The organism is Alcaligenes faecalis, assembly GCF_005311025.1.
GTDB classification, from domain to species: domain Bacteria; phylum Pseudomonadota; class Gammaproteobacteria; order Burkholderiales; family Burkholderiaceae_B; genus Alcaligenes; species Alcaligenes phenolicus.
The window spans coordinates 2,915,619-2,932,800 of the sequence record NZ_CP031747.1 but is presented as its reverse complement, the minus strand read 5'-3'; the positions used below and the strand labels follow the sequence as shown (position 1 = coordinate 2,932,800).

Here is a 17,182-nt window from a genome sequence, read left to right as displayed (position 1 = left end):
CAAGGTAAAGAGTAGGGACAAAGGCAAAGGGATAGGTGCTGGCCAGATCAATCCAGCGTGGCCACTTTCGGAAAGTAGCCAACAGGAGGAGGCTCTGTTAAGCGAAGATAAAAAAAGCCGGCTCGAAAGCCGGCTTTTGGTCAGAGCGTTTGCAAGTCAGGAACTTACAGGCCCAGCACGTCTTGCATGTTGTACAGGCCAGTGTTTTTATCGCCCAGGAAACGGGCTGCACGCAGGCTGCCGTTGGCATAGCCAGCACGGCTGCTGGAGCGGTGCGAGATTTCGATGCGCTCGCCTTCGCCGCAGAAAAACACGGTGTGGTCGCCTACAATGTCGCCACCACGGACGACGGAGAAACCAATGCGGCCATCCTGACGGGCACCGGTGTGGCCGTGACGGGCCCAGTCGGCTACATCGTTCAGGGATTCACCCCAGGTTTTGGCAATGGCTTCGCCCATAGCCAGAGCTGTCCCCGATGGCGCATCCACCTTGTTGCGGTGGTGGGCCTCAAACACCTCGGCGTCGTAGCCCTGGTTCAGCAAGGCAGCCGCCATTTCAATCAACTTCAGGGTGGCATTGACGCCTACGCTCATGTTCGGGGCGAAGACAATGGCAATCTCGCGACCAGCCGCCAGAATCTGTTGTTTCTCTGCTTCGGAAAAACCGGTAGTGCCAATGACCAGACGGGTGCCGTGCTGCATGCAGGCGTCCAGATGGGCCATGGTGCCTTCAGGGCGGGTGAAGTCGATCAGGCAATCTGCCTGGGCCAGGGCGTTCAGGTCGTCCGTGACTTTGATACCTGTGTCTTTACCCAGAAAGGCTCCTGCGTCCTGACCAATGGCTTTGGAGCCGCTGTGGTCCAAGGCCGCGGCCAGTGTCAGGTCGGTACTGTTCAAAACAGCTTCAATCAGCATACGGCCCATTCGGCCGTCTGCGCCAGCAATGGCAATGCGCATGTATCCAGTGTCCTTAACGTAAAGCTTAAAGCGTGGGCTGGTTGCCGCTCACGCTGGGTGTTGGGGCGGCTTGGTCGGCGTCAGCGGGGGGCGGGGTGTGTTTCTTGCCTGTGTCGCTGCGCTCGAAGGGCTGGCGGTCAGGTTGCTCGTCGCCTTCCCAGCGAACCAGAGTGTCGCCTTCAAACCAGACGGTAAAGGTGCGCTGCTCGCTCTTGCCGTAGCCAGGCTTGTTCAGGTAAGGGTAGTCCCAACGGTCGGCGTGGAAAATGTCCTGCAAGGTGGGCGAACCCAGCAGGTAACGAACCTGTTCGCGTGTCATCCCCGATTGCAGGCGGGCCACTTGCTCGGCAGTGATCCAGTTCCCCTGCTGAATGTCGGCGCGGTATGGGAAGCCCCATTTAGAGGATCCGCAAGCGCTCAGGGCGGCGGCAGCCAGGCTGGCTGCGAGTATGGCGCGGATGACAGGAGTGAATGAATTGGCCTTCTTCTGCACGAAATGCCCCAGTAGGAATAAAATCGTTATCATATAAGGGTTTAGGAAAAAGCGCATGAATTGCGCATTGAACCGCCTCAAGACGAGCTGGTTTTCAACCAGGACGGACTTGAGATCCATCCCCATCAAGATGCGATAATTTAGCCATGAACGATCAAAATGAACTGAAGAACATGGGGCTTAAGGCGACTTTTCCGCGCCTGAAGATTCTGGATATTTTTCGCCGCTCCGACCAGGACGGTCAACGCCACCTGAGCGCTGAAGACGTATACCGCCTGCTTATTGCCGAAGAAGTCGATATTGGTTTGGCCACGGTCTACCGTGTGTTGACCCAGTTCGAGCAAGCCGGCATTTTGGTGCGCAGCCAGTTTGACGGCGGCAAAGCCGTCTTTGAACTGAATGATGGCGATCACCACGATCACCTGATCTGCACCAATTGTGGCGTTGTGGAAGAGTTTACCGACAGCAATATCGAAGCCCGCCAGCACCAGGTCGCCAAAGACCACGGTTTTGTGCTGGAGAGCCATACCATGCTGCTGTACGGCATTTGCCCCAAGTGCTCGGAAGCGGGCAAGCAGGCCAAGCCTACCTTGCGCAGTTAATCCCTTTGTAGAGGGTCCGCCGGTGCGGGATCTGATGATTGGGGGCAGGATAGCCAGGGCGGCATCCTGAAAATTCAAAGAACAATCAGATCCGGATCATAGGGCCTCACGATTGGATACAAAAAAACCACCAGCTGCTTCGGCGCTGGTGGTTTAGCTTGCGTTTCAAAATTGCTTAACGCTGACGTGCCAGCATTTCCCGCGCATGTTCACGCGTTGTTTGTGTAATTTCCAGACCACCCAGCATGCGGGCGATTTCGTCCACGCGTTCGTCTTGCGTCAAAGGACGGATAGAGGAAAAGGTCTGACCTTGCTCGGTCGTTTTCTCGACCTTCAAATGATGGTTGCCGCAGGCGGCCACTTGGGGCAGGTGGGTCACACACAAGACCTGATGACGTGCCCCCAACTCTTGCAGCAAGCGTCCCACCACTTCGGCCACCGCGCCACCAACACCCGTATCCACCTCGTCAAAAATCAAGGTAGGCACGCGGGCTGCCTGGCTGGCGATAACAGACAGTGCCAGGGAAATTCGGGCCAGCTCACCACCCGAGGCCACTTTGGCCAGCGGACGTGGTGTTACCCCTTCGTGACCAGCCACCAGAAACTCCACCTGCTCTGCGCCGTGAACCTGAGGTGTGCAAGCGGTGAGGGCGACCTCGAAGCGACCGCCTTGCATGGCCATGGACTGCATCGCCTGGCTGACCTGTTTGCTCAGTTGCACACTGGTTTTGCGTCTTGCGGCACTTAGCTTGTTACTTAGCTCCTGGTACTGCTTTTCAGCCTGCTGAGCCTTGGCTTGCAAGGCTTCCAGATCAAAAGACTGTTGCAGCTGTGCCAGCTGTTCCTGCCAGGTTTCCAGCAGGCTGGGCAGTTCTTCGGGCTCCACTTTCAGCTTGCGTGCGGCACTGAAAATGGCAGAAACCCGTTCTTCTGCCTGCGCCAGACGCTCGGGGTCCAGCTCCATATCGCTTAGATAACTGTTCAAGTCCGAAGCTGCTTCGGTGACGGCAATTTGTGCCGACTCCAAGGCATCCACAATCGCTTGCAGGCTTGGGTCATGGCGCAGCAGGGCGCTCATTTCGTGGCTTGCTTTGCCCAGCAGTTGCTGTACCGAGGTTTCCTCGCCATCCAGAGCTGTCAGGGCCAAGGCACTGCCGTCAATCAAGGCCTGGGCATGGGACAGGCGGGTGTGTTCCTGTTGCAACTGGTCCCATTCACCAGCACGCAGATTCAGGCTGGACAGCTCGTTGATCTGCCACTCCAGACGCTCCTGCTCTCGTTTGCCCTGCTCAGCACTTTGACTGGCCTGTTCGACGGCTTTGCGTGCCTGGCTCAATTGCTGCCAGGACTGCGCCACTTGGCGCGCCAGGGGTAAATGGCCGCCTTGGCTGTCGAGCAGATCGTATTGGCTTTGAGGGTTCATCAGACTTTGATGAGCGTGCTGACCGTGAATATCCACCAGCAATTCACCCAGTTCGCGCAACTGAGTCAGGGTTGCAGCGCTGCCATTGATGTAGCTGCGGTTGCGACCTTGCTGGTCGATCAGTCGACGCAAGATCAACTCGTCCGCGACATCGAAGTCACGCTCGCTCAGCCAGCTTTGAATGTCTTGTTCACAATCGAAGTGCGCGCTGACTTCAGTGCGCGGACAGCCCTCGCGGATGGCTTTGGCATCGCCGCGTGCCCCCAGCACCAGGGAGAGCGCGTCAATCAGAATGGATTTACCAGCGCCGGTCTCTCCGGAAAAAACCGTGAAGCCGGAGTCGAAATCAATCGTGGCTTGATCCACGATCACAAAGTCTCGAACGTGCAGGGTACGGAGCATAGGGGTTTATTCGTTTTCGTCGTTAGGCAAAGGGATGTGATTCCAGCCCAGCTTCTGACGCAGGGTGGAAAAAAAGCTGTAGCCCTTGGGATGGATAAAGCGAATGGTGTCCTGGGAGCGACGCACGTCAATGCGGTCTCCCTGCTGACAGTCCGACCAGGTTTGCATGTCAAAGTGCACGCTGCCACCCGATTCCACCCGGCCCAGAGCCGTAATGGTCAAGTTCAGGGTGCCTGTGTCGGGTAGCACGATAGGGCGGTGCGACAGGGTTTGCGGAGCAACGGGGACCAGCAAAAATGCCTTCAGGGAAGGGTGCAGCAAGGGACCACTGGCCGCCAGCGCATAGGCCGTGGAGCCCGTGGGGGTGGAGATGATCAGGCCGTCGGAGCGCTGGCGGTACATGAATACGCCGTCAAGCTCGACACGCAGCTCGATCATGCCGCCGCGCCCGGCACGGTTGATGACCACATCGTTCAGGGCCACGCCCGAATACAGCACTTGCCCGTCACGCACCACGCGGCCTTCCAGCATGGAGCGCTCTTCAATGTCGTATTCGCCTTTCAGCACGCGCAGCAAGGCGTCGTTGGCGTCATCCAGGGGAATGTCGGTAATGAAGCCCAGGCGGCCGTGATTGATCCCGATCAGGGGAACCTTGCTGTGGGCTAATTCGCGCGCAGCGCCTATCATGGTGCCATCCCCGCCCATCACGATAGCCAGATCGGCGCGCTCGCCAATTTGGGCATAATCGCCGATGGGGAATTCGGTAATACCGGCATTCTGGGCGGTTGTGGCCTCAAGCAGCACCGAGCAACCAGTGTTGACCAGGGTTTTAGCCAGCGATCGGATGGGCGCATCCAAGCCGGAGTCCTGGTATCTGCCAACAATGGCAACCGTTTTGAAATGCATGGGGCGAAAACCTTATGATTGATGAAATAATGGCGATCAGTGGATTATAGAGTTGCCACTCTAGGCTTGGCTGTAAGATTCTCCCCTTTATCATGCAGAGCTGGTGTTTTTAAGTGACGTACGCGACATGGATGACAGAGCAAATGCCTTGTTGAAGGTGCTGATCGAGCGTTACATCGCCGATGGTCAGCCGGTAGGGTCCCGTACCTTATCGACCATTTTTGATTTTTCCCCGGCCACGATTCGTAATGTGATGGCCGAGCTGGAAGGCCTGGGCCTGATTCATAGCCCCCACACCTCGGCGGGGCGCATTCCTACGCCCAAAGGCTATCGCCTGTTTGTGGATCGCCTCCTGGCTGCCGAGCGTTTCGAGCGGCCCGATGCACGCAACCTTAGCCAGTACCTGCCTTTTGACGAGCCCAACCGGGCGGTCAGTTCTGCCGCTTCCTTGCTGTCGAATCTGTCGCAGTTTGCTGGTGTGGTGCTGGCGCCGAAAAAAGCCCAGACCTTCAGGCAGATTGAATTTATTCGCCTGTCTGACAAACGGGTGTTGCTGATTATCGTCACGCCGGATGGTGATGTGCAAAACCGCATCCTGTTTGTCCCGCGCGACTATCTGGAGCAGGAGCTGGTCGAGGCCAGCAACTTTTTCAATCAGCATTTCTCGGGCATGTCCTTCGAGTCGGTCAAGCTGGCCTTGTCGCAGGAGCTCAGCTCCTTGCAGGCGGACATTTCGCGCCTGATGCAACAGGCGGTGGATGTGGGCAGCCATCAGCCCGATAGCGAAGAAGCGGTGGTCATCGCCGGTGAAAGCAAGCTGTTGAACGTGACCGAGATGGTGGCGGACATGGACCGTTTGCGCCGTCTGTTTTCCTTGTTCGAGAAGAAAACCGATCTGCTGCACTTGCTCGATGTCTCCAGTCAGGCCGACGGCGTGCAAATTTATATAGGCGGAGATTCGCAGCTTTTACCTTTGGATGATGTGTCCGTCATTACCGCGCCGTATGGCGTGGATGGCAAGGTCGTGGGGACGCTGGGTGTGATCGGGCCATCGCGGATGGCGTATGATCGTGTGATTCCTATCGTGGACATTACGGCCCGGCTATTGTCCAATGCCCTGAGCCATCACTCTGCCAGTTAAGGGATGGACCTTCGGCCTGCTGTTGGGCTGAGGGCAATCTGGCTGTCTAACGTACTAATCATCATGCCCAAGTTGTTTGCTTCTCCTTACTTGCCCGAAGCGCAGGACGCCGATATGTTCAATGATCAGGCTCCGGTACGCGAGGCCGGGCCCATCGGTATCTTGCTGGTCAATCTGGGCACGCCGGACCAGCCCGATGCTGCGTCCATTCGCCGCTACCTGGGGGAATTCCTGTCAGATCCCCGTGTCATTGAAATCCCTCAGCCGCTCTGGCAGATTATTCTGCGTCTGTTCATTTTGCCGCGCCGTCCCAGCAAGCTGGCACCGCGCTACAAGGATATCTGGTTGCCACAAGGCGCGCCCTTGCTGGTCTACAGCCAGGCACAGGCCGATGGCCTGCAAGAGCTGCTGCAATCGCAAGGCCATGATGTGAAGGTGGAGCTGGGTATGCGTTATGGCAACCCTTCCATTGCCAGTGGTCTGGATAAATTGAAAGCAGCGGGCTGCGAACGAATCTTGAGCTTGCCCCTGTATCCGCAGTATGCAGCCAGCACCACGGCTACGGCGGTGGATTGCGTGGCGGAGCACCTTGGAAAACAGCGCAATCAACCTGAGCTGCGCTTCCTCAAGCGTTACCATACGCACCCGGACTACATTGGCCCGCTGGCGGCACAGATACGCCGCTACTGGGATGAACATGGCAAGCCAGAGCGTCTGCTATTGAGCTTTCACGGCTTGCCGCGCCGCTGCGTGGAGCTGGGCGACCCTTATTACCGTGACTGCCGTGAAACGGCGGATGCCTTGCGTGCGGCGCTGGATGAGCCTGCTGTAGAAGTGCATATGGCATTTCAAAGTCGCTTTGGTGCGCAGCGCTGGCTGGAACCCTATACCGAGCCCACCTTGCGCGAATGGGGCAAGCAGGGCGTGGGGCGTGTGGATGCCGTCTGCCCCGGTTTTCTGGCCGATTGTCTGGAGACGCTGGAAGAAATCCAGGTGGAATGCCGCGACGCTTTCCTGGAAGAAGGTGGCCGCGAGTTCCATTACATACCTTGCCTGAATGACGATCCGCAATGGATTGAGGGTCTGGGACGGCTGGCCGTGCAGCATTTGGGAGGCTGGTTGCCCAGCCGTCTGGTGCCAGCCGGATAGCGGTATTGGACGTTTTCCAAGGGACTGGCCAGCAAAATATGCAGGCGGGTCTTGAACTGGGGGCAGATGCCCCCATTTTTATGCGATCAACGAATTCTGTAGTGGAGATACATCGAATGGCTACACATGCCGATCCCAATAAGCCTCTGGACGGGGAAGTGACGGAAAACACGCCTGAACAGGCACAACAGGGCACCCCCGAGCACGAGCAGCCAGAGATTTTGGCTCAGCAGCCCGAAGAAAGTTCGGCTGATCTGGCCACCGAATTGGCCCAGGCTCAGGAAAAAGTGTCGCAGTACTACGACCAGCTGCTGCGTGCCAAGGCCGAGGTGGAAAACATTCGCCGCCGTGCGGAGGATGATGTCTCTAAAGCCCGCAAGTTCGGCACCGAGTCCTTTGCTGAAAGCCTGATTCCCGTGCGTGACAGCCTGGAAGCGGCTCTGGCCCAGACCGAGCAAAGCACGGACGCCTGGAAAGAAGGCGTGGAAACTACCTTGCGTCAACTGAACAAGGCTTTTGAGCGCAACAACCTGAAAGAAGTGGCTCCCCAAGCCGGTGACAAGTTTGATCCGCACCTGCACCAAGCCATTTCGGCCGTGCCTTCGGAGTTTGAAGAAGGCGTAGTGGCTCAGTTGCTGCAAAAGGGCTACACCATTTCGGATCGCGTGCTGCGTCCAGCCTTGGTGATGGTGTCGGCCCCCAAGTAATAGAGCCAGCCTGTCTGTGCGCGCAGGCTGTCCGGAATCAAGGCGTTTTTGACTGCTTTTTCGGATCAGCCGCTTGCACAGTAAAAAAATAAGGCCATTGCTCTTGAAATGCACGCAGAGTTCCCCATATGCATTTCATCAAATAATTTGCTTTCGCAATCAATCTTTTAGTCAGGTAAAAAATCATGGGCAAAATCATTGGTATTGACCTTGGAACCACCAATAGCTGTGTATCGGTGTTGGATGGCGACCAGGTTCGTATTATCGAAAATGCCGAAGGCGGTCGTACGACCCCTTCCATCGTGGCTTACATGCAGGATGGCGAAATCCTGGTTGGCGCTCCTGCCAAACGCCAGGCGGTCACCAACCCCACCAACACTATCTTCGCTGTCAAGCGCTTGATCGGTCGTAAGTTCACTGAAAAGGCAGTTCAGACAGACATCGAGCACGTGCCTTACACCATCACTGCCGCCGACAACGGCGACGCATGGGTGGAAGCTCAAGGCAAGAAGATGGCACCTCAGCAAGTGTCCGCCGACATCTTGCGCAAAATGAAGAAAACCGCCGAAGACTACCTGGGCGAAGAAGTAACCGAGGCCGTGATTACCGTGCCTGCTTACTTTAACGACAGCCAGCGTCAGGCAACCAAGGATGCAGGCCGCATTGCCGGTCTGGAAGTCAAGCGCATCATTAACGAGCCTACCGCCGCAGCTTTGGCTTTTGGTCTGGACAAGGCTGACAAGGGTGATCGCAAGATCGCTGTGTACGACTTGGGTGGCGGTACGTTTGACGTGTCCATCATCGAAATCGCCGATATCGACGGTGAGAAGCAATTTGAAGTGCTCTCCACCAACGGTGACACCTTCCTGGGTGGCGAAGACTTTGACAAGCGCATCATCGACTACATCATTGACGAGTTCAAGAAAGAAAGCGGCGTTGATCTGTCCAAAGACGTGCTGGCCTTGCAGCGCCTGAAAGAGTCCGCTGAAAAAGCCAAGATCGAACTGTCTTCCACGCAGCAGACCGAAATCAACCTGCCTTACATCACGGCAGACGCTTCCGGTCCCAAGCACCTGAACCTGAAGATCACTCGCTCCAAGCTGGAAGCGCTGGTCGAGGACCTGATCGAACGCACGATCGAGCCTTGCCGTGTTGCCATCAAGGATGCTGGCGTGAAGGTTTCGGAAATCGACGACGTGATCCTGGTCGGCGGCATGAGCCGTATGCCCAAGGTGCAAGAGCGCGTTAAAGAGTTCTTTGGCCGTGACCCACGTAAAGACATCAACCCTGACGAAGCTGTTGCCGCTGGTGCAGCCATTCAAGGTTCCGTGTTGTCCGGCGATCGTACTGACGTCTTGTTGCTGGACGTGACTCCTCTGTCCCTGGGTATTGAAACCCTGGGTGGCGTCATGACCAAGATGATCCAGAAGAACACCACGATTCCTACGCGTCACTCGCAAGTGTTCTCCACGGCTGACGATAACCAGCCTGCTGTGACCATCAAGGTGTTCCAGGGCGAGCGTGAAATCGCTGCCGGTAACAAGGCTCTGGGCGAGTTCAACCTGGAAGGCATTCCACCAGCAGCACGTGGCCTGCCACAGATTGAAGTGACCTTCGACATCGACGCCAACGGTATCTTGCACGTGTCCGCCAAAGACAAGGGCACAGGCAAAGAGAACAAGATCACCATCAAGGCAAACTCCGGTTTGTCCGACGAGGAGATCGAGCGCATGGTGAAAGATGCCGAGGTCAACGCAGCAGAAGACCACCGCATCGCTGAACTGGCGGTTGCACGCAACCAGGCCGAGGCTTTGATTCACTCCACCCGCAAGTCCATGACGGACTACGGCGACAAGCTGGAAGCGGAAGAAAAAGAAGCCATCGAAAAGGCCATCGCTGATCTGGAGGAAACTCTGAAAGAAGGCGATAAGGAAGCCATCGACGCCAAGGTGGAAGCACTGGGTGTGGCCTCGCAGAAACTGGGCGAGAAGATGTACGCCGACATGCAGGCTCAAGCCGCAGCACAAGAAGGTGCTGAAGGCACAGCCCAGCAGCCCGCCGACGAGAACGTGGTCGACGCTGACTTTAAAGAAGTCAAACGCGATCAGTAATTGCGAGCCTGAATAAGGTTCCCTGGCCCGATCTTTGGCGGCATACGCTGGAGATCGGGCATTATTATTCAAACAGCGGCGTTTGGACGTCGTTAATCAAACATGGCAAAACGCGATTTATACGAAATTCTCGGTGTGGCCAAAAATGCGACGCAGGATGAAATCCGCAAGGCGTATCGCAAGCTGGCCATGAAGTTCCACCCTGACCGTAATCCGGATAGCAAGGACGCCGAGGAAAAGTTCAAGGAAGCCAAGGAAGCTTACGAGATCCTGTCCGACGAACAGAAACGCGAAGCCTATGACCGCTATGGTCATGCCGGAGTCGATCCCAATGCCGGCATGGGCGGTATGGGTGGCGGCATGGGCGGGGCCGGATTTGCAGACGCCTTTGGCGATATATTTGGCGAAATCTTTGGTGGTGGCGGCGGACGTCGTGGCGGTGGCTCTCAGGTTTACCGTGGCGCGGACTTGCGCTATTCGCTGGATATCAGCCTGGAGCAGGCAGCAGCCGGTTTTGATACTGAAATTCGTGTACCAAGCTGGGAAAACTGCGAAACCTGCTCGGGTTCGGGTGCCAAGCCCGGTACCTCTGCACAGACTTGTCGCACTTGCCAAGGTAGTGGCGCGGTCCGTATGCAGCAGGGCATTTTCAGCATGCAGCAAACCTGCCCGACCTGTCACGGTAGCGGCAAGGAAATTCCTGATCCCTGCGTGGTGTGTCACGGCGAAGGCAAGGTCAAGAAGACCAAGACTTTGCAGGTCAAGATTCCAGCCGGTATTGATGATGGCATGCGCATTCGCTCCAGCGGCAATGGTGAGCCTGGCGTTAACGGTGGTCCTGCCGGTGACTTGTATGTGGAAATCCGCATCAAGCCGCACGGTATTTTCCAGCGTGATGGCGAGGACCTGCATTGCGAACTGACCATCCCCTTTACCACGGCGGCCTTGGGCGGAACGGTGGAAGTGCCTACCCTGACAGGGCGTGGCGAAATCACCATCCCTGAAGGCACCCAAGTGGGCAAGACCTTCCGCTTGCGTGGCAAGGGTATCAAGGGTTTGCGTTCCAGCTACCCCGGTGACTTGTACTGCCACATTCAAATCGAGACACCTGTACGTCTGAACGAAGAGCAAAAGAAATTGCTGCGTCAGTTTGAACAGGCCTTGAGCGATGGTGGCGTCAAGCACTCGCCAAAAAGCGAATCCTGGACGGACAAGGTGAAGGGTTTCTTCTCCTGAATCCTGGCAGGGCTCCAGCAAGGAGTCGCCAAGTAGAAAGTAAAAAGCCCGGTACTTTTGTACCGGGCTTTTTTACGCCTGCTCAACGTTCAGGCAAGCGGGGTTGCTGGCTTGATCAAGGTTGGGCATCCAGTGGCTCTGGAGCCGGCGCTGTCACCGGAGCCTGTTCTGCGGTTTCAGGTGCTGGCGCGGAGGCGCCTTGCTTTTGACGCTCATGGTCAGCGGCAATCGCTACGACCATTTCCTTGGGTTTCAGGTATTTGCGCAAAACCGCATTGACTTGCTCCGCATTGAGCTTTTGCAGATCCTGGTCCATTTTCTCGGACCATTCAAAGCTGCGGCCCAGGTCCAGGTAATTCAACCACGCACTGCTGACCACGGTGTCCTGGCTGCGCGACAAGCGGCGGTAGTTCAGCAAGGCATTCACACCTTCCTTGACCTCTTGCTCGCTAAAGCCATCTTTCAGTGTTTGGGCCAGGACCTCGTCGATAGTCTTGCTCAACTTATCGCTATTGCTGGGAGCGTGAATGGCATAGACCGTCCACGAACCCTTGGGTTCATAGCTGGACGCATCCACCTGGCTGCGTACGTTGTAGGACAAGCCATCCTCTACGCGCACACGGTTCCACAAGCGCGAGGTTTCAGACAGGCCCAGCAAATAGTTGGCCAGATAGACAGCCGGGAAGTCCGCATCGCTGTCTTGCAGTTTCAGGCCCAGGTCCGCCAGATAGAAAGCATTTGCCTTGTCCGGCGTGTTGATGTCAAAGACCTTGGGAGCCACGGTCTGCAGTGGATCGTCCGGACGCTGGTAGGTCGGGGCTTTGCGCCAGCCTTTCAAACCATCGGCCAACGCCTTGCGAACCTCGTCCTTGTCAAAGTCACCCACGGCACTAAAGGCGACATCACCCGTACCGTAGAATTTTTGATGGAAATCCCGCACCTGTTTGATGTTAATCGCCTGGACTCGCTCTATGCCTTCTTCAAAGCTGGGCGTGTAGCGGATATCGTCTTTGGGCCATGGGTTGGTGTAGCGTTCAATCGCTTGGCTGGCCAAAGCAGCAGGTTCAGTGCTGGCCGATTTCAGATCGGTGACCACGGCTTGCTGATATTTCTTCAGCTCGTCCTCGGGGAAGTTTGCATTGCGCAGCACGTCCAGCGCCAGAGCAATGGCTTTGGGCAGGTTCTCGCGGTTGGAGGACAAGCTCAGGTACAAGCGACCATTGGAGCCGCTGGTGCTGAACTGGGTTTGCATGGCGGTGAACTGATCAGAAATCTGTTCGCGGTTCAGTTTCTTGGTGCCGGTGCTCAGCAGGCTGGCGACGGCTGCAGCGGTAGCGGTCTGGTTCTTGAGCTGATCAGGTGAACCAAACTTGAAGGACAAGCGAGCCTCCACGCGTTCCGCACGAGTTCCCTTGGGCAGCAGGGCCATTTTCACTTCGCCCAGATCCTTATCCAAGGACAAGGGCTGCAGATCGGTGCGAGCCATGATGTTGGCAGGGCTAGGATCAAAGGCTTCTACCGTTTTGCCGCCATCCTTGCCGGTGTAGTCCTGGACCAGCTTGGCCACATCAACGGTGCTGGCTTCAGGAGCTCGCAGCGGTTTTTCTGTGGGGATGTACAAGCCATTGCTGCGGTTGCTGGCGACCAGCCAGGTTTCCAGCGCCTTTTGAACTTGGGGCAGCTTGGCAGCTTCGACCCGGTCGCGCTGCAGGAAAAACAAACGCCAGTCGCCGCTGGCCGCGGCTTCGGATAACGCGCTGGCCAGACTGGAGGGGTTGGCATAAGTTTGTGTCCAGCCCGTCATCCACTGGCTGCGGATGCGCTCCAGGTCCGTATCTTTCAACGGGGATTTGGCCAGGCCTTCCAGCGTGTCATTCATGACCTTCAAGGCCTTTTGCTGATCCATATCAGGTTTCAGCTCCGCACCAAACAGGGCGTAGCCTGGATCGTGGCTTTCGGAATCAAAGCTGAATACGCTGGTGGCCAGGTTCTTGTTGACCAGATTCTTGTACAACTGTCCGCTGGGGGTGTCGCCCAAGGCGCTGATGCCCAGGCTCAAGTCCATGTATTCCGGGCTGGCAGCGCTGGGCAGGTGGTACAGCGACATGATCAGGGGCGCACCACCGTGACGGCGCAAGGTGACTGTGCGGGTACCGTCTTGCACGGGTTCAACCGTGTATTCGGGGCGCAGCGTGCGAGTCGGTTTTGGTATGGAGCCAAAGGCCTTGGCAATGTGCTCCAGAGTCTGATCGGTGTCGAACTGCCCGGTCACAAACAGCACCGCATTATCGGGCTGATAGTAGTCGTGGTAGAACTTGCGCAGTTGTTCAATATCCACGTTTTCGACGTCGGAGCGGGCGCCAATCGTGGTCTTGCCGTAGCTATGCCATTGGTACGCAGCGGCTGTCAGCTTTTGCATCAGAACACGGAAAGGGCTGTTTTCACCGCTTTCCATTTCATTGCGCACCACGGGCATTTCCGCTTCCAGATCCTGCTTGTCGATTAGAGCGTTGACCATCACGTCGGCTTGCCAGTCCAGATACCATTTCAGGGTCTCGGGATCAGCGGCGAAGCTGGCAAAGTAATTGGTACGGTCGCTGGAGGTGGTGCCGTTGGCTTCCAGACCACGTTTGGAAAACTCTCCCAGCGCATTGCGCAAGGTGGGGGTGCCGCGAAACAGCATATGCTCCAGAAGGTGAGCCATGCCGGTTTGCCCATAGTTCTCGTGTCGCGAGCCGACCAGGTAGGTCATGTTGACGGTGGTCGTAGGTTTGGAATCGTCTGGGGCCAGAACAAGGCGCAAGCCATTGTCCAGCGTGTATTGAGTGACGCCTTCGACAGAGGGGCCTTGGGCCAGACCTGCGGGTAGGGCATAGGCTGCCAGCGAAGTGGACAGCAGCGCAGCCCCTGCAAGATGGCGCAGGCGCAGGGCGGCAATCAGTACAGAGAGTTTCATGAACACATCCTTACGGTTTTAGCGATGAAAAAGCCAGCCAAGCCGACCAGTGTCTTTTGTAGCATGGGGCCGTTTGGCTGGGTAGGCGACTTCTCTCGCAAATGTCCTGCACCATCGAAAAAAAGCCCACCAGGGGTACTGGTGGGCAAAACAGCAAGAAAACAATGCTGCTACTGGTTAGGTTTGTGTTTCAGCCTTTCCAATGCATCTTGGCGCAGGTGGCCAATGCTCTTGGAGAGAAAGTCGTATAGCGCACTTAATTGCTTGGCGTTGTAATGTGCCGTGGCTTCCATAATGTAATGTGCGGGCCGATCCATATCGGCAATCAGGCGCTTGCAGCGTTCTGCGTTGGGATACAGGCTGGTCATGCGTCCGTCGCGCGGGTGCGGTTTGCGTAGCAAATAGCCAGCGCTTTCCAGACGAGTGATCAGGGCTTGCGTGCCACTGGGGCTCAGGTCCAAGAGCTGGGCCAGCTTGCCAGGAGACAGGGGCTTGAGCTCCAGCACAAATTCCAATGCCTTGTATTCATTCAGGCTCAAACCGGCTGCTTGTGCCAATTGGTGCTTGTTGGCTTCCAGGTAGACATCAAACTGGCGCAGCATCATGCGCACAATGTCGTTTTGCATATGCCCTGACAAAACCCCATCCCTTGCTGCTGGCTCAGTCCATTCCGTTGTCAGGGGCTGTTTATTGGGCATACGCATATATCCTTAGCGCGGGGGAGCACCCAGCAAACCGTTAACCAGACCCGTGACGGGGCCTAGCAGACCGGTATTGTTGACGGTGACTGTGTTGTCGGTAGGAGTCTCGGTCACGGCTGCGGGTGGGCTAAGCAGACCATTGCCCAGGATAGTGACGCCGTGTCCAGCTGTGTCAAATGCTCCTTCAATTTCATCGTTTTTGATGATGCTACCCATACTTATTGCATCGAGAATGCGCGCTTTCCAGCGCTCGATACTCGTAGTGTCGACTGTCAGGCTGAGCAAAATGATCCCGCTGGATGCAAAACGAGTCTTTCTAGTCATGACTTACTCCATCTTCTAGTGATCAGGATTGCTCAGCCATTTCAGGCAGAACTGAGGGGGAGCCTGGGGTTAAGGGATGGGGCGTACTCCGCCCCATCTCTATGCTTAGCGAGGGCCGCCCAGCAAGCCACCAAGCAGTCCGGTTACCGGGGCGAGCAGCCCGCCATTGTTGGTGCCCGCAGCCGCCCCACCACCCGCGTTGACGTTACCCGAGGCGCTGACATCTACGGAAACAGTTGCACCGCCGCCCAGGAGCCCGCCGACCAGGCCGGTCACAGGAGCCAGCAGACCGCCATTAGCGGCGTCACCGCCTGCCAGGCCACCTGTCAAACCACCGACCAGACCCGTTACGGGTGCCAGCAAGCCGCCATTGGCTGCATCACCGCCACCCAGGCCGCCGACCAAACCACCGACCAGGCCTGTTACGGGAGCCAGCAGGCCACCGTTAGCTGCATCGCCACCACCCAGGCCGCCAGTCAAACCACCGACCAGGCCTGTCACGGGTGCCAACAAGCCGCCGTTGGCTGCATCACCGCCGCCCAGGCCGCCGACCAAACCCCCGACCAGGCCCGTCACGGGAGCCAGCAGGCCACCGTTGGCTGCATCGTCACCACCCAGGCCACCCGTCAAACCTCCGAGCAGGCCGGTCACAGGGGCCAGCAAGCCGCCGTTGGCTGCATCACCACCGCCCAAGCCGCCAGTCAGTCCGCCGAGCAAGCCGGTTACTGGCGAGAGCAGGCCGCCTTCCCCATTACCCGTCAGCCCGCCAGTTAAGGAGGCGACAGCTTGTGTAGCGTGATTCAGGGTGTTGCCCAGTGGGTTTGTATTGGTCTCTGTTTTATGCAAGAGGCCACCGACCGAGGCAACAGCCTGGCCCAAGTGGTTGACGGTGCCGCCCAGACCCAGAGGAGTTGCGCCATCAATCTGAGTGCCCACATTGCTCAGGGCGCTGCCTACACCACCCAGCAAAGCATTGATAGGCTGGCCAACACCCAGACCATCACCCACTTGTTGAGTGACGTGGGTGACTGTGGCGCCAACAGGAGCGACTACGGTGTCCAGAGTCTCGCCGACATTACCCAGGATGGGGTTCAAGCCAATGGGCAAAATGTTGTCGACTGTCTGGCCTACGTTTGCCAAAGCAGGTTCGAGGATAGGGGCGGCATCAGCGCCATTGAGCAAGCCGCCCAGTCCCAGTTGTCCTGTCAGGGGATACAGCAGGCTGCCTTCACCCAGCAGGGAGTCTGTCAGTGCAGCAACACCGCCGGTTGCATGGCCCAGTACGGCTGTCAGTGGGTTAGGGTTGTTGGCGTCAGCATGAAGCAGGCCACCTGCGCTGCCTACGGCATTACCCAGACCGCTCAGCAAGCCACCAACACCCTGGCCCAGATTCAGGGGCAGGCCGCTGTTACCCAGCTGCTCGCCCAAGTTGGTTACAACGCCGCCAACTTGCTGTGTCAGTCCATTGATGGGCTGGCCCAGGCCGGTTGCGCCACCAATTTGTTGAGTCAGGCCAGTTGCGGTGTCCACGATAGGAGCGACTACGGTATCCAGTGTTTTGCCCAGTTTGCCGCCGGTATCTTGCAAGCCGACTGGCAGGACATTGTCGACGGCTTCACCGACATTATTCAGAGTGGTCTCCAGCGGGCCTGGCGTGCGAGTGGGGGGATTGCCACCGTTATCGCCACCGCCGTTATCACCGCCGCCGTTGTCACCGCCGCCGTTGTCGCCGCCGCCGTTATCGCCACCGCCGTTATCACCGCCGCCGTTATCGCCGCCGCCGTTATCGCCACCGCCGTTGTCACCGCCGCCGTTGTCGCCGCCGCCGTTGTCACCGCCGCCGTTGTCGCCACCGCCGTTATCACCGCCACCAGTGCCTGGGCCTGGATTGGTGGGGGTTTCCGATCCGCCGCCACCGCTGCCACTACTGCCACCACCGGATAAACTGCCGCAGGCAGTCAGCGCTAAAGTGCTGGCCATCAGGGTGGCCAGGAGTGTCAGGCGCAGGCCTGGTTTCTTGCTGTCTGTATTTTTATGCATTGCTTGCTCCAATAAATGATCGGGGGACTTGCTTG

14 protein-coding genes are annotated in these 17,182 nt (G+C 57.4%); 6 read left to right on the top strand and 8 right to left on the bottom strand.

What is annotated here, in order from left to right; translation table 11 throughout:
- Nucleotides 1-164: 164 nt before the first annotated feature.
- Both dapB and D0C27_RS13525 read right to left on the bottom strand, forming a co-directional pair.
- On the bottom strand, nucleotides 165-956 hold the full coding sequence (gene dapB / locus D0C27_RS13530) for a 4-hydroxy-tetrahydrodipicolinate reductase (RefSeq protein ID WP_026483245.1): 792 nt from the start codon (nucleotides 954-956) through the stop codon (nucleotides 165-167).
- 25 nt (nucleotides 957-981) lie between these two features.
- A complete protein-coding gene (locus tag D0C27_RS13525; RefSeq protein WP_196784070.1) occupies nucleotides 982-1,482 on the bottom strand; it encodes an outer membrane protein assembly factor BamE in 501 nt (166 codons plus the stop codon).
- Between the two features lie 113 nt (nucleotides 1,483-1,595).
- Between D0C27_RS13525 and fur the strand changes: the two genes are divergently transcribed.
- Complete coding sequence (fur, locus tag D0C27_RS13520) at nucleotides 1,596-2,051, top strand: ferric iron uptake transcriptional regulator (RefSeq protein ID WP_035272094.1); 456 nt, start codon at nucleotides 1,596-1,598, stop codon at nucleotides 2,049-2,051.
- 175 nt (nucleotides 2,052-2,226) lie between these two features.
- Here fur and recN read toward each other — a convergent pair whose 3' ends face one another.
- Together recN and D0C27_RS13510 are read right to left on the bottom strand one after the other, a co-directional pair.
- Nucleotides 2,227-3,876, bottom strand: coding sequence for a DNA repair protein RecN (gene recN, locus D0C27_RS13515; RefSeq protein WP_060186393.1), 1,650 nt, complete (start codon nucleotides 3,874-3,876; stop codon nucleotides 2,227-2,229).
- Nucleotides 3,877-3,882: 6 nt separating this feature from the next.
- Complete coding sequence (locus D0C27_RS13510; RefSeq protein ID WP_009459550.1) at nucleotides 3,883-4,782, bottom strand: NAD kinase; 900 nt, start codon at nucleotides 4,780-4,782, stop codon at nucleotides 3,883-3,885.
- A 127-nt stretch (nucleotides 4,783-4,909) separates the two neighbouring features.
- On the opposite strand from D0C27_RS13510, the gene hrcA reads away from it, so the two are divergent.
- From hrcA to dnaJ, 5 genes are all read left to right on the top strand, one after another.
- Complete coding sequence (hrcA, locus tag D0C27_RS13505; protein WP_009459549.1) at nucleotides 4,910-5,923, top strand: heat-inducible transcriptional repressor HrcA; 1,014 nt, start codon at nucleotides 4,910-4,912, stop codon at nucleotides 5,921-5,923.
- Nucleotides 5,924-5,986: 63 nt separating this feature from the next.
- The gene (gene hemH, locus D0C27_RS13500) at nucleotides 5,987-7,072 is read left to right on the top strand and encodes a ferrochelatase (protein ID WP_035272097.1); all 1,086 of its coding nucleotides are present in this window, start codon (nucleotides 5,987-5,989) and stop codon (nucleotides 7,070-7,072) included.
- 116 nt (nucleotides 7,073-7,188) lie between these two features.
- Nucleotides 7,189-7,779 carry a nucleotide exchange factor GrpE gene (gene grpE / locus D0C27_RS13495; RefSeq protein WP_137431159.1) on the top strand — a complete coding sequence of 197 codons (591 nt, stop codon included), beginning with the start codon at nucleotides 7,189-7,191 and terminating at the stop codon, nucleotides 7,777-7,779.
- 185 nt (nucleotides 7,780-7,964) lie between these two features.
- Nucleotides 7,965-9,890: a molecular chaperone DnaK gene (gene dnaK, locus D0C27_RS13490; RefSeq protein ID WP_035272098.1), complete on the top strand. Its 1,926-nt coding sequence runs from the start codon at nucleotides 7,965-7,967 to the stop codon at nucleotides 9,888-9,890.
- Between the two features lie 102 nt (nucleotides 9,891-9,992).
- On the top strand, nucleotides 9,993-11,126 hold the full coding sequence (gene dnaJ, locus D0C27_RS13485; RefSeq protein ID WP_137431158.1) for a molecular chaperone DnaJ: 1,134 nt from the start codon (nucleotides 9,993-9,995) through the stop codon (nucleotides 11,124-11,126).
- A gap of 115 nt (nucleotides 11,127-11,241) precedes the next feature.
- Here dnaJ and D0C27_RS13480 read toward each other — a convergent pair whose 3' ends face one another.
- From D0C27_RS13480 to D0C27_RS13465, 4 genes are all read right to left on the bottom strand, one after another.
- Nucleotides 11,242-14,082: a M16 family metallopeptidase gene (locus tag D0C27_RS13480; RefSeq protein WP_137431157.1), complete on the bottom strand. Its 2,841-nt coding sequence runs from the start codon at nucleotides 14,080-14,082 to the stop codon at nucleotides 11,242-11,244.
- A 170-nt stretch (nucleotides 14,083-14,252) separates the two neighbouring features.
- Entirely contained in the window at nucleotides 14,253-14,780 is a 528-nt protein-coding gene (locus D0C27_RS13475; RefSeq protein WP_137431156.1) for a MarR family winged helix-turn-helix transcriptional regulator, read from the bottom strand.
- A 12-nt stretch (nucleotides 14,781-14,792) separates the two neighbouring features.
- Complete coding sequence (locus tag D0C27_RS13470; RefSeq protein ID WP_137431155.1) at nucleotides 14,793-15,107, bottom strand: hypothetical protein; 315 nt, start codon at nucleotides 15,105-15,107, stop codon at nucleotides 14,793-14,795.
- Between the two features lie 105 nt (nucleotides 15,108-15,212).
- Nucleotides 15,213-17,147 (bottom strand): collagen-like triple helix repeat-containing protein, encoded by a 1,935-nt coding sequence (locus D0C27_RS13465; protein WP_137431154.1) that lies wholly within the window; start codon nucleotides 17,145-17,147, stop codon nucleotides 15,213-15,215.
- Between the last annotated feature and the right edge of the window lie 35 nt (nucleotides 17,148-17,182).